Source organism: Streptosporangium roseum DSM 43021 (genome assembly GCF_000024865.1).
GTDB classification, from domain to species: domain Bacteria; phylum Actinomycetota; class Actinomycetes; order Streptosporangiales; family Streptosporangiaceae; genus Streptosporangium; species Streptosporangium roseum.
In genome coordinates this window covers 3,705,750-3,730,721 of record NC_013595.1, presented here as the reverse complement: position 1 = coordinate 3,730,721, position 24,972 = coordinate 3,705,750, and the positions used below count along the sequence as shown (strand labels likewise).

The following is a 24,972-nucleotide window of genomic DNA, read 5'->3' as shown; positions in this document are numbered from 1 at the left end:
GTCGGCGCTCCCGCGCTCAGGGATGCGAAGCCATCAGCGCGGGCCCCTGCCCACCTCCCGCGCCGCTTCGCAGCTCGCGCCTCAACGTGAGGGCCTGGTGCAGGTAGTACTGGGCGAGAGCGGTACGGCCCGCCGACTGGTGCAGCTCGCCGAGCGTCTGGAACGCGGCGGCCTCCCCGCTCCGGTCGCCGAGCTGCTGGAAGATCGCCAGCGAGCGCTGCAGCTGGTCGGAACCGCTGGACCGATCGCCCTTCTTCACCTGCAGCCCGCCAAGGTTCCGCATGGCGTAGGCGCCGCAGTGACGATCGCCGAGCGTCTCGAAGATGTCGAGCGCGCGCCCCTGGACGCGCATCGCCTCGTCGGACTGGGCCACCAGGTCGTACAGCCGCCCGAGCTGCATGGACACGCCCCCTTCACGATGGGCGTCGCCGAGCTCCTCGGCCAGCCGCAACGCCTCCCCGAGCCATCCCGAGGCCCGGCGAAAGTCGCGCAGCGTCAGGTACACACGCCCGATCGCCTGCCGGGCGTAGGCCTCACCGCTTCTGTCGTCCATGGCGAGGAACATGGCCAGGGCCTGCCGGAAGTATCCGAGCGCCGTGAGATGTTCACCGGAGAACTGGCTGGCCGCTCCCAGCCCGCAGATCGAGATCGCCTCGCCGCGTAGGTCGCCCAGCTCGTGGAAGATCGCGCGAGATCGCCGGAGCATCTCTCGCGCCTCGGCGTATCGATCCTGGTAGAGGCAGACCTGAGCCAGGCCGCGGAGCATGGCGGCCTCGCCGTTGAGGTCCTCGGCCATGCGCGCGGAGTCCAGCGCGACCTGATGCGTGTGCCGCCACTCGTCGAACCGGCAGTTGAGGTCGAAGTAGGGGACGAGCGCCGCCGCGAGTCCCCACGAGGCCTGCGACAGTCCCGCGTCGGCGGCCAGCCGCACCGCCGCCACCAGTGACTCCCGCTCGGCGTCGAACCACGGCAGCGGGTCGGCGGTCAGGCGCCTGAGGGTCTCTTCCGCCGGGTCCCACCGGGGTGCCGCCGCGGACGTCAGGCTGAAGAGCGTGGTCGGCAGCCGCGACGCGGCCTGCTCGATGGCGGTCATCCATGTTCCGAGCACCCTGACGAGGGTGTGACGCTCGCCGCCGGCCTTCTCCCTGGCGTTGCAGCGGGCCAGGTCGTGCAACCGGTAACGGCGCTGGCCGATCGCGTCCGTCCCGGCCGGTTGCACGAGGTTCACGTCCACGAGAGTGTCCATCACCGTCTCGGCCCGGGTGCGGTCCAGGACGGCGTCGACCACCCAGCCCGGCATGGACTGCGGGCCGAGAAGGCCCAGCGTCCGGTAGGTCCTGGCCACCTCGTCGGGCAGCTGCCGGTAGCTGCGGTCGAAGGAGTCCCGTACTTCCAGGTCGCCCGCTCGCAGCTCGTCGAGCCGGTTCGACTCGTCGTCCAGCCGCTGTCGCAGCACGCTCAGCGGCCAGCCCGGCCGGCCGGCGAGCCTGGCTCCTGCGATCCTGACAGCGAGCGGCAGGTATCCGCAGGAGCGGAGGATCGCCGAGGCGTCCTCCCTCTCCTCTGACAGCCGTTCGGCACCCACGATCTTCCCCAGGAACTCCTCGGCCTCAGGGGGCGACATGACGCCCAGGTCCAGCCGGAGCGAGCTGGGCAGCTCCGTGATCCGCCGCCGGCTCGTCACGAGCACCGCGCAACCGTTGCCGGGAAGCAGGGCCCGCACCTGCGCCGCGTCGGCGGCGTCGTCGAGCAGGACGAGCATGGGACGTTCCGCCAGCAGGGAGCGGTACAGGGCGGAGCGTTCGTGCACCGTGGGCGGCAGGTCCGCCTCACCGGCCCCCAGCGCCCGCAACGCCTCGGCCAGGAGCTCGCCGAGGTCGGCAGGGGCGGCGGCCGTACCGCCGAGGCCGAGGTAGAGCTGGCCGGCGGGGTAGTCGGCCCGTACGGCGTTCGCGCAGTGCACGGCGAGCGCCGACTTGCCCACGCCCGGCGGCCCCACGACCACCGCGATCGACGGAGGCTCGTCCGACGGCCGCCCCTTGGCCGACAGGGCTCGCGCCAGGTCGGCGACGGCGCCCGTTCTGCCGGTGAAGTCCGGAATGTCCGGCGGGAGCTGCTGGGGCGCGATCACGCTTCGCGCGGAGGGCGCCGGGGGCCGCTGGAGAGCGGATGCGGCCGGCACGGCGGGCAGGAGCTCTCCCGCGAGGACGGCCGCGTGCACCGCGCGCAGGTCCGGCCCCGGTTCGATGCCGAGCTCGTCGACCAGCTGCTGCCTGACGGTGGCGTAGGCCTGCAGCGCTTCGGCCTGCCGGCCGCTCCCGTGCAGGGCGAGCATCAGCTGCCGCCAGAGGTCCTCCCTGAAGGGATGGACCTTGACGAGTTCCCGCAGGTCACCGATCGCGGCCGGGTACTCCCCTCTCTCCATTCTCATGGCGGCCAGGTCCTCGGCGGCGCCGAGGCGCGCCTCTGTGAGCGACCGCAGCCGCCCGTCCCACTGCGGGCTGGCCGGCAGGTCGCCCAGCGGCGTGCCGTGCCAGAGCGCGAGCGCCCGGCGTAGGCACTCGATGGCCTCCTCGTCACGGCCCGCCGCCCGCGCCCTGGCGACCAGGTCCTCGAACAGCAGCGCGTCGAGCTGGTCGATCCGCAGCTCGACCGCGTAGCCGGACGGCCTGGCCAGGATCTGCGCGCCTGCCGCGCCGAGGGTGCCGCGCAGGAAGCTGACGTAGGTGCGGAGGTTCGCAAGGGCGGACCGCGGACGGCGCTGGGGCCACAGCGTCTCTACGAGCAGGTCCGAACCGACCACCTGGTTCGCGTTGAGCAACAGCGAGGCCAGCAGGACCCGCGGCTTCGTGCCCGCGACGGGAAGCGTCCCTTCCGGCATCCGGACCCGCAGAGAACCGAGAACGCTGAATACGGGCTGATCAACCACCATGACACAGGTACTCCTCAACGGAGGCTGGCAACCGGTTGTTGTTGCGTTGGAAGCCCTTTATACCGATTTCGGATGTTCTTTGTATGGGTTCCTCGCACTCTTGATCCCCAGCACGAGCCTTTCGACGGGTCCGGCGGACAGCGCACAGCGCGAGCCGGACCTTCACCCCCCGCACCGCAGAAGGGATCCATATGAGACTCGACGGAGTGCTCACGGCGGGATTAGTCCTGCTGCTCGGCCTGGGATCGGGGGCGGCGACGTCCGCCGCCGCCGCGACCCTACCGGCCGCCCCCACGCCGACCCCGACGGCCACGCAGTCGAGCCCGACTCCCACGCCGACCGCCGGAGCCGAGAACAACGACCCGCCGAACGAGGCCGCGGTGGCCGAGCAGTCGGTGAGGGTCATGGCCTCCACCAACTTCCAGCTCCCCTTCCCCTGCGGCCAGTCCTGGGCCGGCAACAGCAGCGCAAGCAGCGCCCACAGGGCCTACGAGATCGACTTCAACCGGGGCAGCTCCGCGGACGCCGATCTGGGAGACACCGTCGTCGCGGCTGCGGCGGGCACGGTGGTCATCTCCTCCCACCAGGGATCGACCAACGGATACGGGAACCTGGTCAAGATCGACCACGGCGGCGGCTGGACGACCTTCTACGCGCACCTGAACTCGCGATCGGTGAGCGCGGGGGCCAAGGTCTCCCAGGGCCAGAAGATCGGCACGGTCGGCAAGACCAGCAAGCCGGGCAACAACGTCTCGGCCCACCTGCACTACGAGGTACGTCAGGGCGAGGGCTACCCCGGCAACATCCGCAAGGCCGTCTTCAACGGGACCACGTTCGGCTACCCGATCCAGACCCTCACCTCGAAGAACAAGTGCGGCGGTGGAGGCGGCACGAACCCGCACACCGCGCAGTCGGTCTGCGGCAGCGGCTACACCGTCATCGACTCCGCCGCCCTGGGCACCGCCGGCACCGCCTACCTGCTCTACAACAACGCCAACGGCAACAACTGCGTCGCCACCATCAAGAAATCCTCCCTGGGCACGGCGACCGCCACCACCGCCTACCTGGAAGTGCAGGGCAAAACCCGCATCACCGACAGCGGCAGCTTCACCTACTACGCCGGCCCGGTCCGCGCCGCCGCCGCCGGCAAATGCGTCAAATGGGGCGGCAAGGCCGGCTCGTCCACCTACAACAGCCCCTTCGAACACTGCGGCAGCTGACGCGTGAGCGCCGCCTCCCCTGCCGGAGGCGGCCTTTCGACGAACCCCCCACCCTTCGAGGAGAACCCGTGAAGGCCCGCCTCCGTCGTCCGGCCGCACTGCTGGCCGGCTCGCTCATCCCCCTGTCGCTCCTGATCGGGCCGCCCGCGAGCGCCGCTCCGGCCGCCCCCCTGGCCGACGCCTTCACCCGCGCGGCCGCGACCTACGAGGTCCCCCGCGACCTGCTCGTCACCCTCGCCTACGCCGAGACCCATCTCGACGGCCACGACGGCGCCCCCAGCGCCAGCGGCGGCTACGGGGTGATGCACCTGGTCAGCAACCCGACCACCCACACCCTGGAGCAGGCCGCCAAGCTGACCGGACAGCCGCTGCCGGCGCTGAAAGCCGACGACGCCGCCAACATCACCGGCGGCGCCGCGGTGCTGCGCGCCCACGCCGACGCACTCGGACTGGACGCCACCGCCCGCAAGGACGCCGGCAAGTGGTACACCGCCGTGGCCGAGTACGGCAACGCCTCCTCCCCCGAGGTGGCCCGGCTGTACGCCGACACCGTCTACGACCTGCTCGCCACGGGCGTGCGCGCCGCCACCCCCGACGGCGAGACCGTGACCGTGACCGCGCAGGCCGTACAGCCCGACCGCGGCGACTACGCCAAGGCCCGCGATCTGGACCGGACCTTCGCCGCCGCGGCCGTGGACTACCCCTCGGCCCACTGGGCGCCGGCCAATTCCGGCAACTACGCCGTCTCCAGCCGGCCGTCCGGTGACGTGATCGACCGCATCGTCATCCACGTGACCCAGGGCTCCTACGCCGGGACGATCTCCTGGTTCCAGAACCCCGCCGCCCAGGTCTCGGCGCACTACGTCGTGCGCTCCTCCGACGGCGACGTCACCCAGATGGTCCGCGAGAAGAACCGGGCCTTCCACGCCGGAAGCTTCAACAGGCGGTCGGTCGGCATCGAGCACGAGGGCTACGTCGACAACGCGTCCTGGTTCACCGACGCGATGTACCGCTCCTCGGCCGCGCTGACCCGCAACATCGCCGACCGCTACGGCATCCCCAAGGACCGCGCCCACATCGTCGGGCACCACCAGGTGCCGGGAACCGACCACACCGATCCGGGTCCCAACTGGAACTGGACGAAGTACATGCAGTTCGTCACCGGTAACAGCGGCGGAGGCGGCACGAACCCGCACACCGCGCAGTCGGTCTGCGGCAGCGGCTACACCGTCATCGACTCCGCCGCCCTGGGCACCGCCGGCACCGCCTACCTGCTCTACAACAACGCCAACGGCAACAACTGCGTCGCCACCATCAAGAAATCCTCCCTGGGCACGGCGACCGCCACCACCGCCTACCTGGAAGTGCAGGGCAAAACCCGCATCACCGACAGCGGCAGCTTCACCTACTACGCCGGCCCGGTCCGCGCCGCCGCCGCCGGCAAATGCGTCAAATGGGGCGGCAAGGCCGGCTCGTCCACCTACAACAGCCCCTTCGAACACTGCGGATAGCCCATCCGGTCATCCCGCGTCCGGGACGGCGCCGTGGCCCTCCATCGGGGGGAACGGCGCCGTCCTGGCAGGCGTCCCGCGGTTCGACGGCCAGGACGGCGGGTCGAAGCCCAGGAAGAGGGACCCGTGGTTCGAAGGCCAGGAAGGAAGAGCAGGAAGAGGGACCCGTCGTTCGGAGAGCAGGAAGAGGACCCGTGCTTCGAAGACCAGAAAGAGGGAGAGGCGCGTAGACCAGGCCGAGCCTGCCGGCGCGGTCCCGTCCGCGACTTGACCCTGACGTTACGGCAGTCCGTAGCGTCGTGGCCGACGACACCGGCGGACCGCGCGTCCACGGACAGCGTCAAGATCAGGAGCGTCGCACGAAGGGCGGCCGCTCCGGATCCGGAGCGTTCCGGCGGTGCCCCACCCGCGTCCGTCGAACGTGTGCGGGGACGGAACGGCCGCCACCGCCCCGCACACGAGCGCGGAAGCGGAGCCGTACGAGGCGGACGCGGAGCCGTACGAGGAAGAAGGAGAGAACCGTGACCGAGACGATCCCCCGAGGGGCCGCGGCCGGAGACGGCTCCACCCCGGTCGTCCCCTGTGCCGGCCGCGGTGGGCCGGTGCCGGACCTCCGGTCGAGCGGGTCCCGATGACCGCGACCACCTGCCCCGGATGCGGGTTGGTGGCTCCGGCCACCGGCGGGCCGTTCCCCGACGAGTGCGGGGCGTCGGCCGAGTGCTGGGGGCGCTACGGCGAGCTGCTGGCGCGCTCGTACACCGTCGCCGAGTATCGCCACGTCCATCAGCTGGTCGTGGACGCCTACATCGCGCAACACCCCGGCGGCGGCAGCCGTCGCGAGGTGCAGGGCCTGGCCCTGTGCCTGATGACGCTGTGCCTGTTCGTCGAAGACGGCGCCGACCCGAGAGAGGGCGCAGCGCTGCACAAGCAGATGATGGCCGGCCGCCCGGACTACTTCCACCGGCTGGAACCTCCGCCGCGGCTCGGCCCGACGACCGCCGTCGACGTGCTCGCCGCCCGCGACGCGGTCGAGCACGAGCGACTCTCCTGGGCCTGGGGCCGCGACGTGTGGCGGTCGTGGGAGCCGCACCACGCCACGATCCGCCGATGGAACACCCGTGCCCTGGCAAGACCGGAAACCTGAGAGCCGGACACGTCACCCGCGCGGACTTGATCGCGCCGGCCACAGTGAGGATCTCGCGCGGGGTGTGGTGGCCGTTGCGCACTACCAGGCGAGCGAAGGCGGCAATGCAGGCGTCGACCTCGGCCTTGAGAGCTTCGGCGAGCATGCGGCGGGCACCTTCGCGGACGAGTTCGTCGATCAGCGAGGCGGAGATGGTGCCGTCGGCCGTACGACGGGGGCAGAGACTACGGTGAGCATCGAGTGCGCCTTCCCAGCCGACATTGGCGTGTCAGCCATGTGTGTGAGCCCTCAAACGATCGAGCGGGAAGGTATACCCTTCCCTGTCGCTCCACAGGTCTCAAACATCGCTCTCTAGCTGATCCCCCTGTGATGCCTTCGCCTGCACATCTCCTCACCCCGGAGCCGGAGCACGGCTGTCATGCAGGGACTGATCAAGATATCTGCCCGCCAGCGGAAGACGTCCTCGCCAAGCCTCTCAGCGGCTCCGGAAACACCTAGAAATCCCCATCCATGCAATAATTCCGAAGCCGCAGAACATCTAGATAGTGACTACCCCCACATACGCGTGACCTCGACCACCTGGACGTCCTCAACGGCAGGTTTCTTGGCCAGTTTGCGAATCCCGGAGACGTCGCCGGTCACAAGGATCCCCGCAATACGGCCGGACGCAGCTCTTTTCTCGATCTCGTCGCCATCTAGACCCACCAACTCAAGGAGGCCACGGTCCTTCTGGGTGAGGCTGGATGCCCAGAGCTGAAACTGGCCAACATTGGAAAGGATCTGCTCGCACTCTTGGAGTGCCCGAGAATGGCAGGACGTCGTCGCCGACCATGTGATCGGGGGCGCCTCAACACCTCGCGCTGAGGGAGGGAAGAAGACCGTCTCCACGTCGTGCGGCCAGATCGCTTCCACTTCCATCTCTGTCAGGGGGTGCTTGAACCAGGCAATGGCGGTTGCCCAGAACGGTCCGCGAACCTCGGCCAGCATGTCCTCGACGGGTTCGGTCTTGAACGCAAGCTTTCTGAAAGCCGCCGAGACTCGCGAACTCCACAGCTTGGGCAGTTTGATCGAGCCGTCCGGGAGCAGTCCCACCGACGTCTCGAACCGAAGGTCATTGCCCAACTGCCCCTGCATGGGTGACAGCACCAGCCGCAGATCGCCGCCCCGGCTTGATATATCTGCATCCTCTCTGCGCGACTCCCGAAAGTCGACCGCGTAGTCAGGGTTGACCGAGGCGAAGCCGTTCACGAGAACCCGCCAGACGTCTTTGGTGTCATACGTGTTCTTCCACAGGTCCGAGGAAGGCGTTCGGACGGCCACGGGCAGCAGGCCGAGGCCAGCTAGCACCACGACCACGACGATGGCCACGCTCCACAGGCGAACGCTGCCCGCCTTCACTGCCATGGCACTCCAGGAGTTCGTATTGTTACTTGTCTCAGCCGAGACCGGCGGCAGGATGCGTCTCAAAACATCCTGCCGCCACATAATAAGAACGCTCCGGCTTAGTCTAGCGTTCCCGCGACGAGCTGCTGAATCACAGGTTCGCACTTCAGCGGGCGCGACACCACTTCGTTAGGGTTCTTGCGGTAGCGCGACACGTAACAGTCCGTCGAGTGGTTGGCCTTCACCGAGTACTTCTTGGTGGATGTCTTCTTGGTCTTCGGATCAGTGGTCTTCACGCTGAAGTACGCCCATATATTGGCGGTGAAGTGATGGGTATATCTTTCGATCCCGCACTCGCCGAAAACCGGGACAGTGCATCTCGCCTGAACGTTTCCGGTCGCATCCGAGATTTTCGTCGGATTGTTGCGGTCGTTGTTCTTCAGCAGGAGGTCCTTGGTGCAGCCTTCGGCGATCTCACCGCTCACGGTCTTGTCACCCGAGACTCCGAGCTGCTCCCACATCAGCCCTATCGTGCCCTTGATTTCGCCTTTTATGGTCTGCTTCCGGAAGCAGCCTTTCGAACGGTACTCCATGCCGCCCTGCTTGGCGGAGTTGGCGTAGAGCGCCTTGGAGAATGCACGGCCGAACGGGGTGTCCAGTTCCTTCCGGCCGTTGGAGGGATACACGTGCATGAAGCTGTGGAACCTGTTGATCTTCCAGCGGTGCTCCGGGAACTCGTCGCACTCCCGAGGACAGCCGGCGCCTATACCTTCGTGAGGTCCCCACTCGGCGTAGCCCGAGGTGAGAAGCCACCAGTTCTTCCGGCCAAGCTGTTGCCGCATCTCGCAGTACAGACTTTGGTCGGCAGTCCAACATGAAGTCCGCTCTTCCGTTGACCTGCTGCAGCCAGGCGTTCCGGAACGACACGGCGGAGGAACGGCGGCACCGCCGGCGGCACGGTCCGTATGGTCAGTGGGATCCTCGTTTACCTCCAACGGGACGTCAATGATGGTGACATTGCCGCAGCGATCGAACACGAAGATCGAAATGCTCGCCTCGCTGGGTTCGATCGTCCCCGTCGTACCCGTAGCGGATCGAGCCCGAGCGGCGTCGAACGTGGATCCGCTCGTTTCGGTCCAGGTGCGCTTGACCTCGGCGGTGACGCGGACGCTGCCATCCGGGATCGCCTGCACAACCGTATTGGCCAGCTGTACCGATGAGCCGGACCTGGTTTTACCGTCCTGCGCCAGTGCCTCTCGCTCCTGTATGAGAGCAGTGTTCAGCAGCGACAGCTTGGCCGCGCTGGGTGCGTTCGCGGTGACGCCGGGGGCATCCCAGATGGTGGTGGCCCGGCCTTCGAGGACGGCGTCTTGTGCCTGGTAATAAGCCTGGATGCGGTCGATGTACTCCTGTGCCCCCGATTCCGAGGCTGACACGCTCTTCGCAGCCGAAGGCGGTGTGTCAAGGAAGGGGATGCACGCCGTCGCCGGACGCGGCACCGGAGGCGGTGGGACCGCCTTGGTCATGGCGGTGGCCACTTCCCAGTCGCTGACACCGAATGCAGTCCTAGCCCGTACCTTGATGGTGTAGGTGACATCGTTGGCCAGGCCGCTAATTGCCGCCCACGGGTCCTTGACTTGCACCGTCTTGACGGCAGTGCCGCCATTGTCGACCACTTCGACGTCGTAGCCGTCCAGCATCGCCATGCCGCCGTTGGATTCCGGCAGGCCCCAACTGGCGACAGCGCTGGCGTCACCACCGGAGGCATTCAGGTTGAGCACCTTGCTCGGCGGTCCGGCGGGCAGGTAGGTAAGCGCGAGCGAGGGCTGTTCGGCGGCCGCCGCATCCGCGAAGGTGATGATCTCGTCCTTGTTGGATGTGAGCAACAACCACTGATACTCGCTTCCAACGATGTCGGCCTGTGGACCGACCAACGGTAGCGAGTACGGCGTCGCCTCCGGGTCGGCGTCACTCGCCAGGTCCGAACCCTTCGACTCGCTCGTAATCGGGCTCTTGAGTGGAGTGGCGGTGATGACCGCGTCCGTGGGGCAGGTGCCTGCCGGACACGCCGGGATGCCGAGCTTAAGAGTGCCTTCCGTGAAGGTCGCACCGTCGGGGAGCTCATCGAGTCTGAATCCGATGACGGCGGCGGTCTTGTCGGCGCCGGTGCCGCCGATCCGCATCACCGTGTCGTCGGTCACCGTGCATGGTGCGCCATCGCAGGCGGTGGGATCGGTCTTCGCCGACTTGATGACGAAGTTGTCCTTCAGCAGCGTCAGGTGCCGGACGTCTTCGGCGGGCGGTTCGGTCGGGGTACCGGGGACGGTGAAGCTGACCGGGGCCGTCTTGGCGGTGCAGACCTCTCCGCCGGTTTCGGTGGTGGCCTGGGTGCCGGCGGCGGGCGCCTGTGCCGTGGCGGTCTGGGCGGCGCCGCTGTAGAGGGCGGTGATCTCCGCTGTGGTCAGGGATTTCTGGTAGAGGCGGATGTCGTCGACGGTGCCCTTGAGGTAGCTGTTGTGCGCGCCGTTGACCTTGGTGCGGCCGATCTGGACGTTGCTGGTCGCGTCCCAGGTGCTGGTGTAGGCCACCTCGGCGTTCAGCACGCCGTCCACGTACAGGCGGATCTTCTTGGCGGTGGCGTCGTAGACGCCGGCCAGGTGGGTCCACTGGCCGGCCACCGCGTTCTGGGTGGACAGAGCGCGTACGGGCGCGGCGTTGGTGGTGTCGGACTGGTAGGTGACCATCCGCCACTTCTTGTCACCGGAGGAGTAGGCGAGCTTGAACGCGCTGTTGACCGCGCCGTCCTGGCTGACCACCGAGTCTTCCCGGGTGGTGGCGTCCAGGCGTGCCCACGCGCTGACGGTGTAGCCGTCGTTGGTGTGCACCGCCGGCCCGTTGGTGACCCCGTAGCTCGAGGTGCCACTCAGTACCAGGCCGTTCTGACTCTTGCCCGCTCCCCACGAGGCCGCGTTCAGCGTGGCCGTACGGCCGTTGCCGGAGGAGTCGGCCGCGACGGTGCCGCTGCCTTCGCCGAAAGCCCAGTGCGCCTTCTGCGACGGGTCGGACGTGGGAGTGGGAGTGGGCGTCGGGGTGGGAGTCGGCGTCGGATCAGGGGTAGGTGTGGTGCTCTGCGGGCCTACGCAGGCGAGCATCTGCCAGGTGTAGGTCCGGCCGGCCTGGACGGTGTTCTCCGGCACTTGGAAGGAGGCCCGCTCACCGCCGTTGACGGTGCGCTGACCGAGCGGGCTGGAGCCGACCGGGGAGCCGCCGTTGTCGTAGAGGAAGTACTTGGCCGTGACCGCACCTCCCGAGGGACGCGAGACCATGCCCGCCAGGATCGGCCGGGCCGGATCGGCCATGCCGGTCTCGGTGTCCGTCGGCAGGAACGGCGCATCCGAGGTGATGCGGTAGGCCGGGCTCTCGTTGCAGGAGGGCGGGGTGACGCCGGTACGGCATGCCTTGACGACGAACTTGAAGCTGGCCGGGTTGTCAAGGGTGAAGGTCTGTTCGATGACCTGGCCGGAGGGCTTGGCGTTGTAGCTGGTGGCGGCGACCTCGCCGTACAGGTCCTTGACCTCCTTGGAGGTCAGGACGCGCCGGTAGAGGCGCATGTCGTCAACCACACCCTGCAGGTTGTGAGACCCCGACTTGGCGGCGCCGATGCGGAAGGGGCCGCTGGTGGTGGTCCCGGAGGGCTGGTAGTCCGTCTCGGCGGACAGCGCGCCGTCGACGTAGAGCCGGATCTTGCCGGCGCCGGCGTCGTACATCGCGACCACATGGGTCCAGGTATTGACCGCGGCCGGTTTGGCGGAGTCGACCCATACGCCGTAGCCGGTGGATCCGCCGCTGCCCGATATCTGCAGACGCCAGTTCTGCGCGCTGCCACCCAGATAGTAGACGCTCAGCCCGAACGGATTGCCGTCCTGGCTCGCGACATACTGAATGTGGTCGTTGTCGTTCAGTTTGACCCAGGTACTGATGGAGAAACTGGAGTCCTGGTTGAGCGCCGCCTTGCTGGTGGCGGCGTAGGAGTCCGGCAGACAGCAGCCGTTGCTCCCGGTCATGTCATTCAGCTGCAGGGCCGATCCGAGCTTGCCGGTGACGGTCTTGCGCCTGCTGCCGGAATAGGTAGCGGTGTAGCCGTTGCCGCTGGCATCGGCCGCGGCGGACGCACCTGCCGCCTCGTCGAACTTCCAGTGCGCCACATGGCCGGTCGGGAGACTCGGCGGAGGCAGCATGGTGGAGTCATTGACCGCGACCGTGTAGTTCAGAGCCGTGCTCTCCGGGACGCTCGACTTGAAGCCGACCTTGACGCTGGTGCTGCGGGCGATCGCGTCGTTGCCGTTGAGCGAGTCGATCGACTCGGCGGTCACGGTGGGGATCTCGGGAGGCAGCATGTAGTCGACGGTCAGCTTGGGCGGATGTCCACCGGTCTTGTCGGAGGAATCGAACTCGGTCCAGCCCGGAGTGCCGCCCGAGGCGTCCCAGGGCTCGTACTCACCGCGCAACTGCAGGCCGTAATTGGTGACACCGGCCGCCCAAGTGGTGGCGATGTTCTTGATGTCCCAGGTCACCGCGCGCGGAAGCTGGTTGTAGGCCGGGCACACCTGCAACTGGGAATCCGCCTCGGCCACGGGTGGCTTGTTGGCCCAGGTGTAGGAGTACGGGTCCGGCCAGTCCGCGGTGAGACGCGACACCTTCAAGGCCCCTGTGGTGGTGCAGCCATTCGCCAGGCGGGAAGCCCGCAGTTCCAGCCGTGCCGAGGCCACCGCCCTGCCGACGAGTGGAGTCGCGTCGAACTTCAGGTAGGTGCGCATGTAGGTGACCGGCTGAGTGCTGCAGCCGCTGTTCGATGAGCTGCCGACGTTGAGGTGCTCGCTGCCGAGCACATAGGTGGCACCACAGTGATACTGCAGGTAGAAGTCCCTCAGGAGGGTCAAACTGGTGGTGGGATCCACGACGAGCGGGTAGTGGGTGGCGGGATCGGCCAGGAACGCCGGATCCGGCTTGAGCACCAGGACCTGCCGGCCCTTCTCCTTGACCACCCGCGTGTCGATCTTGCCCAGGCGCGCAGCGACCGCGGCCCCGCTCTTGACGCCCGCCGGGGCGGGCCCGCCGTCCATGATCACCGGCTCCGGCGCCGAGGCGACCTGCTTGCCCTCGGCGTCGGCGAGGCTCAGCCCGCCCTTCTTGCCTTCGGCGAAGGTGAGCCCCTCGGTCTGCACAGGGATACGGAACTCCACCGGAGCGGTGGGGCGCTCACGCAGCACCACGTCATGCCGGAACCCCGCCGGCAGTGCGGTGACGACCAGGTCCGCGCCCTGACCGGCGGCATCGCGGTAGGTGGCGACGTTGCCTTCGACCTGCGGCCGGGGCAGGTCCTCCAGCCATGACAGGGCGAATCGCTGGCCCTTGTCGCGTTGCATGGACGCGAACGGTTTGTCGGCACCGCCGGTGGAGAACTCCATGTCGGCCTTGGCGAGCTTCGGCCGCAGCACCCCGTCGCGCTCGACCAGCGTGGTGTCGATCCACGCCCATGATCCGTCCTGCTGCTTCAGCTGAGCCGGCCCCGCATACGACTGCATGGTGAGATGGCCGTCGGGATAGGCCCAGGTGCGCGAGGTCTCGGTGAACGCGTCGGTCACCTCGACCGGCTTGCTCTGCTTCCTGGCCTCCGCGATCGCGGCCCTCAGCGGCGCGTCGGGATCCGCCGGGCGGGGGAACTCCGTCGCCGTGGGGACGGCGGGAGTGGCCGGCGCGCCGGGCTCCGGGTCGGCCTGTGCGGGCATGGCGCCGCCGGCTACCAGGAGTGACGCGGCCAGGGCCGAGACGGTCACGACCGTGGGAGTGATCCGTTTGGGCGATCCACGCCGTGGCGGCGGCGTGGATGGGCGATTCGGTAAGGGGAACCCCACCGATTACCTCCAGCGATTAGGGGGTGAACCGGCCAGATGTTGGGAAATGGGAGCATCCGGCCGGACATGATCGCCATAAGCATCAGTGTTGGCGCTGTTGATCTTGTCGGATAGAATGTCGCGATCTTGGTATTCGATCCGCCGACGCCTGTTTCTTGCGGGGAAACCCCAGGTGAGAGGAGAGACGGCGGTAAACATTCATGGCCCGCAGCAGAGTCCGCTCCGTGGGACGACCGCGATTTCATCGGGGGTTGAAGTGGAAATCAGGATTCTCGGTCCGGTCGACATCTGGCGCGATGGGCGATCGACCGCGATCGTCGGGCTGAAACAACGGACCTTGCTGGCCGTCATGGTTATGCACGCCAATCGGGTGGTCTCCCACGATCGGCTTCTGACCGCATTGTGGGGCGCGAAGGCCCCGGCGACCGGACGGCGACTGCTCCACAACCACCTGTGGTCGCTGCGGCGCCTGCTCGCCGAGGGTGACGCCGTGGAGAGCACGCCCACCGGCTACCTGCTGCGCCTGCGGCCGGGCGCCTCCGACCTCGACGTCTTCGTCACCGAGACGGCACGGGCCCGCTCCGCCCTGTCGGAAGGTGACACCGCCCAGGCCGCGGAGAGGTTCCGCACGGCGCTGTCCCTGTGGCGCGGCCCCGCGCTCGGCGGCACCCACCCCGAGCTGCAGTCGACGGAGGGGGCGGCCCTGGAGGAGTTGCGCCTCGCCGCGCTCATCGGTCGCATCGAGGCCGATCTCGCCCTCGGACGTCACCCGGAGCTGATCGGCGAGCTGCGCCTGCTGGTCGGCGAGCACCCGCTGAACGAGGAACTGCGCGGCCAGCTCATGCGCGCGCTCCACCGTGCCGGCCGTACGGCGGAGGCGCTTGAGGAGTTCCGGGCCGGCCGCCTGCACTTCCGCGACGAGCTCGGGCTGGACCCCGGCGAGGAACTCACCCGCGTCCACCAGGCGATCCTCTCCGGGGAGGCCGCAGCGACCGGAAACTCCGGAGGGAACGGGGAGAACGCTCCCGGCACCGCCATCGCGGCACCCGTCCCCGCGGCACCCGGCTCACCCGTGCCCCGGCAGCTGCCCGCCGACGTCACGCGCTTCACCGGCCGCGTGGAGAAACTCCGCCGGCTCGACATGCTCCTGTCCGAGGAGGAGGGCACCGCGACCGTGGTGATCTCGGCCATCGCGGGCACCGCCGGGGTCGGCAAGACCGCATTGGCGACACACTGGGGACACCGGGTGGCCGCCCGGTTCCCCGACGGGCAGCTCTACGTCAACCTGCACGGCTACTCACGGGGACGGGCCACCACCGGGGCTCAGGCACTGGACCGGCTTCTCCGCGGGCTCGGCGTGGTCGACGACGAGATCCCGCACGACGTCGACGAGCGCGCGGGGCTTTACCGCTCGCTGCTGGCGCACCGGCGGATGCTCATCGTCCTGGACAACGCCGCCACCCCGGAACAGGTCCGTCCCCTGCTGCCCGGCTCCTCCCCCTCCAGGGTCGTCATCACCAGCAGGGACGCCCTGCGCGGGCTCTCCGTCACCCACGACGTCCGCGGCATCGTGCTCGACGTGCTGCCGGCCGACGAGGCGACCGCGCTGCTCAACAAGCTCCTGGGCAGAAACGGAACGGATGACGAGACGGATCCGGTCCCCGAGCTGGCCCGGCTGTGCGGATACCTGCCGCTGGCACTGCGACTGGCCGCGGCGCAGCTCGCGGGAGAACCCGCCTCCCGGATCGGTGACTTCATCGCCAAGCTCCGGCAGGAGAACCGGCTGACCGTTCTGGAGCTCAGGGAAGACCCCGGCACCGGGGTCCGCTCCGCTCTCGAACTGTCCTACCGGAGCCTCCCGGAACCGGCACGGCGGACGCTCCGGCTGCTCAGCGTGCATCCGGGACCGGACATCGACCTCCAGGCGGTGGCCGCTCTCACCGCCATGTCCGCCGAGGACGCGTCGGCGGCCGTCGAGTCGCTGCTGAACGCGCACCTGCTCCAGCGGGACGGCGACGGCAGACTGTCGATGCACGACCTCGTGCGCGTCTACGCGGGAGAACGGAACGAGGCCGACGACAGCGCGGCGGATCGTGACGGCGCGCTGACGAGGATGCTCGACTGGTACCAGTACGCGGTCCTGAAAGCCATGGAACACCTGTCCTCCGATGACAGCGCCTCAATGACGATCACTCCCGTGGATGACGGGATACCGGACCTGCCCGGTGTGGATGAGGCGATGGCCTGGCTGGAACGGGAGCGCCACGTTCTCATAGCCGTGATCGTCCACGCCGCGGAGCGGGATCGGCACATCCACGCATGGCAGACCGCCGCCCTGCTGTCGTGGTTCTTCTACGCGAAGAACCACTTCGACGACCTGTTCATGACGGGCGAGGTCGGGCTGTCCTCCGCCCGGCGGATCGGTCATCGGCACGGTGAGGCCGAGATCCTGAGCGACCTGGGCTACGCCAAGATGTTCACCGGGCGGTACGCCGAGCACCTGAGCCACCAGCAGCAGGCTCTGGACATCTGGCGTGCCGTCAAGGATCGCAGGGGTGAGGCGAAAGGGCTGCGCCACGTGAGCTACGCCCTGCAGCTGGCCGGACGGCCCATCGAGGCGATCGAGGTCGGCGAGCGGTGTCTCGCCCTGAGCCGCGAACTCGGGGATCGCACGGGCGAGTTCACCGCGTTGGACAATCTGGCGATCAGCTACCACGTCGCAGGGCGCTACGAGGAGGCGCTTGAGGCCCTGTCGAAGTGCCACGGCTACTGGCGGGAAGAGGGCAGGGAGTATGACGAGGCCTACTGCCTCATCCAGATGGGCGCCGTCCACACGAAACTGGGTGATCTGACGACGGCTCTGGACTGCTTCGAGAAGGCGCTCCCCCTGGGGCGGAGCCAGGGCAATCTCCGGATCGAGGTCGACGTGTTCAACGGCATCGCCGTGGTCCTGCGCCACCAGGGATCTCATGCGGAGGCTCTCGACCACCACGAGAAGGCGCTCGCCCTCGCGAGAACGCTGCGGAGCAGGCCGCTGGAGGGTGAGCTGCTCAGCAGCCTCGGGGAGACCTGCCTGGCGAGCGGGGACAGCCGGGCCGCCCTGGAGCACTACCAGGAAGCGGCGGTCTACGCCGACGAGGCGGACGACGCCTACCAGCGAGGATTCGCCTACGCGGGGCTCGGCAGCGCCCTGCACGCCCTGGGGAGGCCCGACGACGCCGCGAAGCATTGGCGGACGGCGTTCGACATACTGTCGCCCATGGACCTCCCCGAGGCCGGGGTCATCGCCGAGCGGATGCGCGCGGCGGGCCTGACATGAGGGGGCGGCGTCCGGCATCGCGGGTGACCACCGGCAGTCCCACGGGGCGCCCGCCGTGCCACGGGACCACCGGCAGTCCCACGGGGCGCCCACCGTACCACGGGACCACCGGCAGTCCCACGGGGCGCCCGCCGTGCCAGGGGACTAGCGGTAGTCCTGCGGGTCGCCCGCCGCACCCCGCTGGGCGTCGGCGAAGTAGCGGCCCCAGTCCGGACGTGAGCCGTCGGCGTCGGTGAAGCCGTACTCCCTGGCCAGCTCCCAGCTGGCCAGGGACCTGCCGTTCCAGCGCTGGACGTCGGGGTCGGCGGCGAGCGCGGCGACCGCGCGGCCGACGTAGGCCGGGGTCTCCGACATCGCGAAGTAGGGGTCCTTGGCGATCCCGTCGCGCCAGGTGTCCTCGGTCACCCCGAAGTGGTCGAGCATCGCCTCCGAGCGGAGGAATCCCGGGGTGAGCGCGAGTGCCGTCACGCCGTACGGCTTCAGGTCGCCGGCCTGCGCCTGGGCGATCCGGATGACGCCGGACTTGGCCAGGTCGTAGAAGAAGGTCCCCCGGTAGCCGTGGTCGGCCAGCCCGTCGGTGACCTCCACGACCAGGCCTCCGCCCCGGGCGACCATCAGCGGCAGCGCGTGCCAGCTGGTGATGATGTGGGTGTGCACGGCCTGGCGCTGCAGCCGCAGGCCGTCCTGGAGCGACTGCTCCCACAGGGGCTTGTCCCACACGGTCAGCGGGTCGCCGCCCCAGACGTTGTTGACCAGGACGTCCAGGCGGCCGTCCTGCTCGGCGCCGATCCTGGCGACCAGGTCGCGCACCTGGTCCTCCTCGAGATGGTCGACCTGTACGGCGATGCCGCGTCCGCCCGCGGCGGTCACCAGCTCCGCGGTCTCCTCGATGGTCTCGGGCCGGTTCATCGGCGACCTCGATGCCGCGGTCGTGCGCCCGGTGACGTAGACGGTCGCACCGGCGGCGCCGAGCTGGACCGCGATCCCACGTCCGCCGCCCCGGGTCGCTCCGGCCACCAGGGCCACCTGTCCGTCACTCATCGGTCCTCCTTGGTGATGCGATAGGGGTCGAGCAGGGTCCGCAGGTCCCGGCGGAGCTCGTCGGCGAGCGATCCCGATCTGGTCATCGCCCAGGTGAGCTGGGTGCCGTTGCGGATGGAGTCGGCGGCGGCGGCGAGCGCGCCGGGGTCGGCGGTGCCCGCCAGGTGACCGCTCGCCACGGCGGCCTCCAGGTAGCCGCGCAGCTCGGCCCGGACACCGCGGCTGTGCTCGCCCAGGAGGGCGCGGAACTCGTCGTCGGCCAGCTCCAGGTGGAGAAAGGCGAGGTTGTTGGCGAACTCCTCCGGCCCCAGCTCGTGACCGGCGCTGCGCACCACGGCCCGGATCAGCCCCTCGACCGGATCGGCCGCCGTCTCGAACGCCGCGCGCATCGGCCCCGCGAACGACTCCCGGGTCAGCTCCCACCGGACGAAGCCGAGCAGCAGGCCGCGCTTGCTGCCGTACCGCTGGACGAGCGCCCCCGTCGACACCCCGGCGGCCCTGGCCACATCCGCCAGCGTCAGCCGGGCCGGACCCGCACTCCCGACGGCCGCCGCGACGGCGGTCATGATGTCCTCTTCCCTGATCGTGCGAGGCCGCCCTGCCAAGTCCCCCACCCTTCGATTAAATAATGACTGTTCATTATTTATATCAGACACGGTGGCGCCGCCGGGACGGCCTCCGGCCCCTGGGAGACCGTCCCGGGATCCGTCAGGGGGCCGTCACCGCAGGGAGGGAGGCGCCGCCGAGTGCCGCGACGACGCGCCGGAACACGCCGTCCCAGGGACGCGCGGCCACCACCGGGACACCCGCCTCGGCGGCCTGCGCGGCGAGGCGTTCACCGTGCAGAGCGCTCACCCGGGCGCGATGGAGCTGCTCGCCGCCGCCGGGTTCACGGCGCCGGTAGTTCTCCAGGAGCTGAGCCTCGTCCGTCTCCTGGAGAACCACGGCGGCGACCTGCCCGCCCGCCGGGACGCCGGCGAAGCTGTCGCGCACGGCGAACGCGGGCAGCAGGTAGTCCCCTTCGATGATCACAGGGGTGTCGGTCTCCAGGTGGTTGCCCACGACCGCGTCCACGGCGGGGATGAGCGCCTCGGCGATGGCGATCTGCAGCTCGACGACATCGGCCGGCGGCAGCAGCGCGTCTCCCGGGTGGGCGCGCCAGTGGTGCAGGAGCGGCTGCTGCCGCGGTGTGGTCATGGCCTGCAGCGCCTCGACGAGATCGTCCACCTCGACGATCGGCGTCCCGTAGTGCCGTGCCAGCGGATAGCCGACCCGGCTCTTGCCCGTCCCGGAGGAGCCGCACAGGAGCAGGACGCGCCAGGAAGGCCGCTCCCCCGGTACGAGCATGCCGTCCACCGTCACCGCGGCAGGCGCGTGACCCATGTTTACCCCTCTCATCTGCGGACACTAAGTATCACTGCACGATGAGAACTTCGCATAAAAGGAGGAATCACACCATGGGTGCTGACGACAAGATCTCCAACAAGGCCGAAGAGCTCGGAGGCAAGGTCAAGGAAGGCGCCGGCCGCGTCACTGGCAACGAGAGCCTTGAGGCCGAGGGCCGGGCCGACCAGGCCGACAGCAACCTCAAGCAGGCGGGGGAGAAGGCGAAGGAAGGCATGAAGAAGGTCAAGGACGCCTTCAAGAGCTGACCGCCATCCGGACCCACCGGATGCGTCCACGGCGGAGGCCCCGACTTTCGGGGCCTCCTTCGCTCTGTGCCGCCGCGCTTCCGGGACCTGCCTCGCATGGTGCCGCCGCACTTTTCGCTTGCAGACCCTTCAGATCTTCCAGGCCTTTAAGATCTTTCACGCCTGTTTCACGTGTGCTTCCGCCGGGTGCCGCCGACCACTCGAGACGTGCTCGGAGCGCGCTGGGGACATCGGCCCCACGGCCCAAGACGCGCTCAGGGCACACCCAGAACGCCTCAGGACGTCGGCCCCACCTTGGGCTCGGGGACACCCTCACCGGATTTCTCGTCGGCTCCCTCGGGGGCTCGCGCGTCATCGGGGTCGGCCAGGAGCGGGCGCTCCGGGAAGGAGGTGTCGGCCCCCGACCTCTCCGCCACGACCCGGCTCTCCCCGTCGATACCCCGCGGAGCCGCGGGCACCGGGCCCTCCCCGCCCCGCGGGGTCCCGGACGCCGAGTCCTCCCCCTCCCCGCCCCGTGGAACCGCGGAGGCCGGGCTCTCCCCGTCGACGTCCTGCGGAGCCGCGGGAGCCGGGTCCTCCCCCTCTCCAGCCCCTGGAGCCGCGGGCGGCGGGTTCTCCTGCGAGGGGTCGTGGCCGTCGGCCTTCTCACGCACTTCACGGTCATCGGTCATGACACCCCCTCTCCCCGACAAAGGACTAAATATGCCGCCTACCAGGCATGGAGTGGGGCAGCCGGGTACGGACCTCCTGGAGAAAGGAACACCACCATGACAGTGACGCGATTTCAGGATCTCCCCCTCGCCGACCGGGACCGGCACTGGGACTCGGACGAGGCGGACGGGCGCGTCCGCGCGTGGGCGGGGGCCGAGGAGAAGCCCAGCGCGAAGTTCCGTGACGCGCACGTCTGGTACGACGGCGATCATCCTGACAAGTTCGAGAGCTACAAGCTGCCGATCGCCGACGTGATCGGCGGTGAGCTCAAGGCGGTGCCACACGCCGTCATGGCCGCCGGCGCGGTCGTGCAGGGGGCGCGGGGCGGGGTCGACGTACCCGCCGAGGACGTCGAGCGGATCAAGTCCCACCTGGCCAAGTACTACGCCAAGATGGGCGAGACCCCTCCCTGGGACCGCTGACCGATGCCACGTTTCGACTTCGCGATCGAGCCGGCGTGGAGGATCCCCCTCCGGCTGTTCGGGGTGACCCCCGAGCGGGCCTTCGCCCTCGTCGAGGAGGGCGCGCTCACGGTCCGCTTCGGTCACTGGCTGCTGCGCACGCCCCTGTCCAATGTCGCCGGCACCACCCTGACCGGCCCCTACTCGACATTGAAGGTCATCGGAGCGCACCTTTCGCTGGCCGACCGGGGAATCACCTTCGGCACCAATCCCAGGCGCGGCGTCTGCGTCCGCTTCCACACGCCGGTGCCCGCGCTCCTGCCCGGCGGGTTGCTGACCCATCCCGGTGCAACCCTCACCCTCGCCGATCCCGAAGGACTGGTGAGGGCACTTGAGAAGAGACCGGACACCTAACCACATGACAGGCGGACATCCGGGTACAGGGTGCGTCTGATCGAAGGAGGAACCATGACTTTCGAAGGACAGCCGGAGGAGACGTCCACGACCGGCAAGCCCATGGTCCGCGCGACACCGCGAGATGTGGTCCACATCCGCCTGGGCTCGTTCGCCCTGATAGCGATCATCGCCATCGGCGTGCTCGGTCTCGTGGCCGGGCTCAGATGGCTGATGATCACCATGGCCGTACTGGCCGTGATCGCGATCGTGGACATCGCCCTCGCGATCCACCGTCAGTCACGGACTCCCGGCGGTACCACCACGGAAGCGGGTTGAGGCTCCGGGCGGACCGGCGGGGCGGCACGCCGCCGGCCCGCCGTCACCCTCCGGGGGCTCCCCCTCACGTGCAGGCCGATGACGCCTTCACAGCAGGCCGACGACGCCCTTCACGATGACCCCCGGTCCCGCTCTGCTCACCGACCCGGTGACGCTTTCGCGGCGGCGCGGTCGCACTTCGCCCGGCGGCCCGGTCAGGCGAGGGAGTCGACGGCCTCGGGCGAGAGGATGTGGTCGAGGACCATGTGGGCGCAGCCGACGATGCCCGCGCCGGGACCGAGGCGGCTGCGTTCGATCCGCAGGTTGCGGGTGGACAGGGCGGTCGAGCGGCGGTGGACGACCTCTCGCACACCCGACACCATCGGCTGGAAGGTCTCGGCCACGTCGCCGCCGAGGACGACCACGGCGGGGTTGAGCAGGTTGACCGCGCTGGCGACGACCTCTCCCAGCATCCGGGCGGCGTTGCGGACCACCGTCATGGTCTCGGCGTCGCCCGCCCGCACCAGGCTCACCACGTCGGCCAGGGTCTTCACCTCGTGGCCGCGGGCGCGCAGGTCTCGCAGTATCGCGGTGCCGCTGGCCACCGAGTCGACGCAGTCGATGTTGCCGCAGCGGCACAGCACTCCCCCGCCGTCGCGGACCGGGATGTGCCCGATCTCCCCGGCCGCGCCGAGCGCGCCGCGCAGGATCTCGCCGCCGGCGATGACGCCGGAGCCGATCCGGGTGGAGACCTTGATGAACAGCAGGTCGTCGGCCTCGCCCGCGTAGACCGCGCGGTGCTCGCCGATCGCGATGACGTTCACGTCGTTGTCGAGGAAGACGGGGACGGGGAAGCGCTCGGCGATGATCGGCGGGACGGCGACGCCGGTCCAGCTCGCCATGATGCGGGCGCTCTCGGTACGGCCGGCCGCGAACTCGACCGTGGCGGGGACTCCCAGGCCGACCCCGCGCACCTGGGAGAGCGGCCGGCCGGCGAGCAGCCTGCTCCAGGTGTCCATGACCAGGGGGAGGACGACGTCCGGGCCCTCCTCCACGTCGACGGCCAGGCTCTCCCGGGCCAGCTCGCGCCCGGCGAGGTCGCAGACGGCGATCTGCGCGCGGCTCGCGCCCAGCGAGGCGACCAGCACGATGCCACCGGAGGCGTTGAAGACCAGCCGGGTGGGGGGCCGGCCGCCGGTGGAGGGACCCTCGCTGTCCTCCACGACGAGGCCCCGGTCGAGCAGCTCGGTGACGCGCAGCGAAACGGCCGGCCGGGACAGGCCGGTCACCCGCCCTATGTCCGCGCGCGTGACAGCCTCACCAGCGCGGATGAGGCGGAGCACCTCACCGCTGGTGGCGAGCGCGGCAGCGGGACGTCGAGGCATCGGCCAAGTGAATCACACCCACTTAGGAAATGAAAACTTCCATCTTTCTCATCTCGGATTACAAAACTCCGCTTGTGTAGAGCGCAAGATGTGACTACTGTCCGATCTATCCCCAATTTCGGTAGATCACTACGGAGCACTCCCCATGTCCGAGAACCCGCAATCCGCCGACCTGATCGTCTTCGGCGGCACAGGTGACCTCTCCATGCGGAAACTTCTCCCGGCCCTCTATCACTGCGACCGCGACGGGCGCCTGTCCCCCGAGACCCGCATCATCGCGATGTCGCGCGGCGGGCTCGACGACGCCGACTTCCGCGGCAAGGTGGACGCCGAGGTACGGGGCTCCGTGCCGGTGGACGACCTGGACACCTGGCAGCGCTTCCTCGGCCGCCTGCACCACGTCTCCGTCGACATCGGCGGCGAGGACATGACCGGCTGGGCGAAGATCACCGGCCTGCTCGCCGGGCACGAGCAGCGGGACCGGGTGTTCTACCTGGCCAGCCCGCCCATGACGTTCGGCCCGTTCTGCCGGGAGCTGCACCGCGCCGGACTGGTGACCCCCGCCTCACGGGTGGTGCTGGAGAAGCCGCTCGGCCGGGACCTGGCCAGCGCGCAGCGCATCAACGACGAGGTCGGCGCCATCTTCGACGAGCGGCAGATCTACCGCATCGACCACTACCTGGGCAAGGAGACCGTCCAGAACCTGCTCGTCCTCCGGTTCGCCAACGCCTTCCTGGAGCCGATCTGGAACTCCCTCTGGATCGACCACGTCCAGATCACCGCCTCCGAGACCGTGGGCACGCCGGGCCGCCGCGGCTACTACGACCACGCCGGCGCGCTGCGCGACATGGTCCAGAACCACCTGCTGCAGCTGCTCTGCCTGGTCGCGATGGAGCCGCCGTCGCGCAACGACCGCGAGTCCATCCGTGACGAGAAGGTCAAGGTCCTGGAGTCGCTACGGCCGATCACCGGCGGCGAGGTGGACCGTTTCACCGTCCGCGGCCAGTACACCGCGGGCGAGTCCGGCGGCGTGCCGGTCCCCGGCTACCTCGACGAGCCCGACAACACCGCGCCGACCGAGGCCTCGCGCCAGGTGGAGACCTTCGCCGCGATCCGCGCCGAGGTGAAGAACTGGCGCTGGGCGGGCGTCCCGTTCTACCTGCGCACCGGCAAGCGCATGCCGTACCGGTGCTCGGAGATCGTGGTGCAGTTCAAGGACGTGCCCCACTCGATCTTCGCGGGCAGCGCACCCAACCGCCTGGTGCTGCGGCTGCAGCCCAGCGAGGGCATCAAGCTGCACATCATGGCCAAGGAGCCGGGCGCGGGCGAGGTGGCTCTCAAGCCGGTCCCGCTCAGCCTGAGCTTCGCCGAGACCTTCACCACCCGGGTGCCCGAGGCCTACGAGCGTCTCCTCATGGACGTCCTGACCGGCAACCCGACCCTGTTCATGCGGCGTGACGAGGTGGAGGCCGCCTGGCGCTTCATCGACCCGATCCTCCGCGAGTGGGACTCGTGGGGCACGCCGCCCGAGCCGTACCCGGCGGGCTCCCCGGGACCGGCCGGAGCCCACGAGCTCGTCCTGCGCAGCGGCCGCTTCTGGCACGAGGAGGACCTCGCATGAGCGACCGCGCAGAACGAGCACGACAC

Annotated in this window: 17 protein-coding genes and 1 pseudogene; 9 read left to right on the top strand and 9 right to left on the bottom strand. The window is 69.2% G+C overall.

Annotated features, from left to right (window positions below):
• Positions 1-16: 16 nt before the first annotated feature.
• Positions 17-2,932, bottom strand: a complete 2,916-nt coding sequence (locus tag SROS_RS16455) for an AfsR/SARP family transcriptional regulator (RefSeq protein WP_012890072.1) — start codon at positions 2,930-2,932, stop codon at positions 17-19.
• A gap of 191 nt (positions 2,933-3,123) precedes the next feature.
• On the opposite strand from SROS_RS16455, the gene SROS_RS16450 reads away from it, so the two are divergent.
• The 3 genes from SROS_RS16450 (at position 3,124) to SROS_RS16440 (ending at position 6,807) form a co-directional block, all read left to right on the top strand.
• Positions 3,124-4,152: a M23 family metallopeptidase gene (locus tag SROS_RS16450; RefSeq protein ID WP_012890071.1), complete on the top strand. Its 1,029-nt coding sequence runs from the start codon at positions 3,124-3,126 to the stop codon at positions 4,150-4,152.
• A 68-nt stretch (positions 4,153-4,220) separates the two neighbouring features.
• Entirely contained in the window at positions 4,221-5,663 is a 1,443-nt protein-coding gene (locus SROS_RS16445) for an N-acetylmuramoyl-L-alanine amidase (protein ID WP_012890070.1), read from the top strand.
• A gap of 631 nt (positions 5,664-6,294) precedes the next feature.
• Positions 6,295-6,807 (top strand): DUF5946 family protein, encoded by a 513-nt coding sequence (locus SROS_RS16440; protein WP_012890069.1) that lies wholly within the window; start codon positions 6,295-6,297, stop codon positions 6,805-6,807.
• A 4-nt stretch (positions 6,808-6,811) separates the two neighbouring features.
• Here the strand turns inward: SROS_RS16440 and SROS_RS52950 are convergent.
• The 3 genes and pseudogenes from SROS_RS52950 to SROS_RS16425 all read right to left on the bottom strand — a co-directional run.
• A pseudogene (locus SROS_RS52950) lies at positions 6,812-7,000 on the bottom strand (IS256 family transposase); the annotation flags it as partial.
• A 356-nt stretch (positions 7,001-7,356) separates the two neighbouring features.
• Positions 7,357-8,211 (bottom strand): hypothetical protein, encoded by an 855-nt coding sequence (locus SROS_RS16430; protein WP_043652156.1) that lies wholly within the window; start codon positions 8,209-8,211, stop codon positions 7,357-7,359.
• Positions 8,212-8,309: 98 nt separating this feature from the next.
• A complete protein-coding gene (locus tag SROS_RS16425) occupies positions 8,310-14,027 on the bottom strand; it encodes a LamG-like jellyroll fold domain-containing protein (RefSeq protein ID WP_043652152.1) in 5,718 nt (1,905 codons plus the stop codon).
• A 334-nt stretch (positions 14,028-14,361) separates the two neighbouring features.
• Here SROS_RS16425 and SROS_RS16420 point away from each other — a divergent pair, with 334 nt between their 5' ends.
• Complete coding sequence (locus SROS_RS16420; RefSeq protein ID WP_012890066.1) at positions 14,362-17,424, top strand: AfsR/SARP family transcriptional regulator; 3,063 nt, start codon at positions 14,362-14,364, stop codon at positions 17,422-17,424.
• Positions 17,425-17,568: 144 nt separating this feature from the next.
• Here the strand turns inward: SROS_RS16420 and SROS_RS16415 are convergent, their stop codons facing one another.
• The 3 genes from SROS_RS16415 to SROS_RS16405 form a co-directional block, all read right to left on the bottom strand.
• On the bottom strand, positions 17,569-18,465 hold the full coding sequence (locus SROS_RS16415; protein ID WP_012890065.1) for an SDR family oxidoreductase: 897 nt from the start codon (positions 18,463-18,465) through the stop codon (positions 17,569-17,571).
• On the bottom strand, positions 18,462-19,031 hold the full coding sequence (locus SROS_RS16410) for a TetR/AcrR family transcriptional regulator (protein ID WP_043652148.1): 570 nt from the start codon (positions 19,029-19,031) through the stop codon (positions 18,462-18,464). Before SROS_RS16410 ends, SROS_RS16415 begins: the two co-directional genes overlap by 4 nt.
• A gap of 142 nt (positions 19,032-19,173) precedes the next feature.
• The gene (locus SROS_RS16405) at positions 19,174-19,848 is read right to left on the bottom strand and encodes a hypothetical protein (RefSeq protein ID WP_012890063.1); all 675 of its coding nucleotides are present in this window, start codon (positions 19,846-19,848) and stop codon (positions 19,174-19,176) included.
• Between the two features lie 74 nt (positions 19,849-19,922).
• On the opposite strand from SROS_RS16405, the gene SROS_RS16400 reads away from it, so the two are divergent.
• The gene (locus SROS_RS16400) at positions 19,923-20,117 is read left to right on the top strand and encodes a CsbD family protein (protein WP_012890062.1); all 195 of its coding nucleotides are present in this window, start codon (positions 19,923-19,925) and stop codon (positions 20,115-20,117) included.
• 275 nt (positions 20,118-20,392) lie between these two features.
• On the opposite strand, the gene SROS_RS16395 is transcribed toward SROS_RS16400, so the two are convergent.
• Positions 20,393-20,788 (bottom strand): hypothetical protein, encoded by a 396-nt coding sequence (locus SROS_RS16395; RefSeq protein WP_012890061.1) that lies wholly within the window; start codon positions 20,786-20,788, stop codon positions 20,393-20,395.
• A gap of 96 nt (positions 20,789-20,884) precedes the next feature.
• On the opposite strand from SROS_RS16395, the gene SROS_RS16390 reads away from it, so the two are divergent.
• From SROS_RS16390 to SROS_RS16380, 3 genes are read left to right on the top strand one after another with little or no spacing between them, the layout of a single operon-like run.
• Positions 20,885-21,250, top strand: a complete 366-nt coding sequence (locus tag SROS_RS16390) for a hypothetical protein (RefSeq protein WP_012890060.1) — start codon at positions 20,885-20,887, stop codon at positions 21,248-21,250.
• Positions 21,251-21,253: 3 nt separating this feature from the next.
• Positions 21,254-21,643, top strand: coding sequence for a hypothetical protein (locus SROS_RS16385; protein WP_012890059.1), 390 nt, complete (start codon positions 21,254-21,256; stop codon positions 21,641-21,643).
• Positions 21,644-21,697: 54 nt separating this feature from the next.
• Positions 21,698-21,961, top strand: a complete 264-nt coding sequence (locus tag SROS_RS16380) for a hypothetical protein (RefSeq protein WP_043652145.1) — start codon at positions 21,698-21,700, stop codon at positions 21,959-21,961.
• Positions 21,962-22,155: 194 nt separating this feature from the next.
• On the opposite strand, the gene SROS_RS16375 is transcribed toward SROS_RS16380, so the two are convergent.
• Entirely contained in the window at positions 22,156-23,325 is a 1,170-nt protein-coding gene (locus tag SROS_RS16375) for an ROK family transcriptional regulator (RefSeq protein ID WP_012890058.1), read from the bottom strand.
• A gap of 145 nt (positions 23,326-23,470) precedes the next feature.
• Here SROS_RS16375 and zwf point away from each other — a divergent pair, with 145 nt between their 5' ends.
• Positions 23,471-24,946 (top strand): glucose-6-phosphate dehydrogenase, encoded by a 1,476-nt coding sequence (gene zwf, locus SROS_RS16370; protein ID WP_012890057.1) that lies wholly within the window; start codon positions 23,471-23,473, stop codon positions 24,944-24,946.
• The last annotated feature ends 26 nt before the right edge of the window (positions 24,947-24,972 follow it).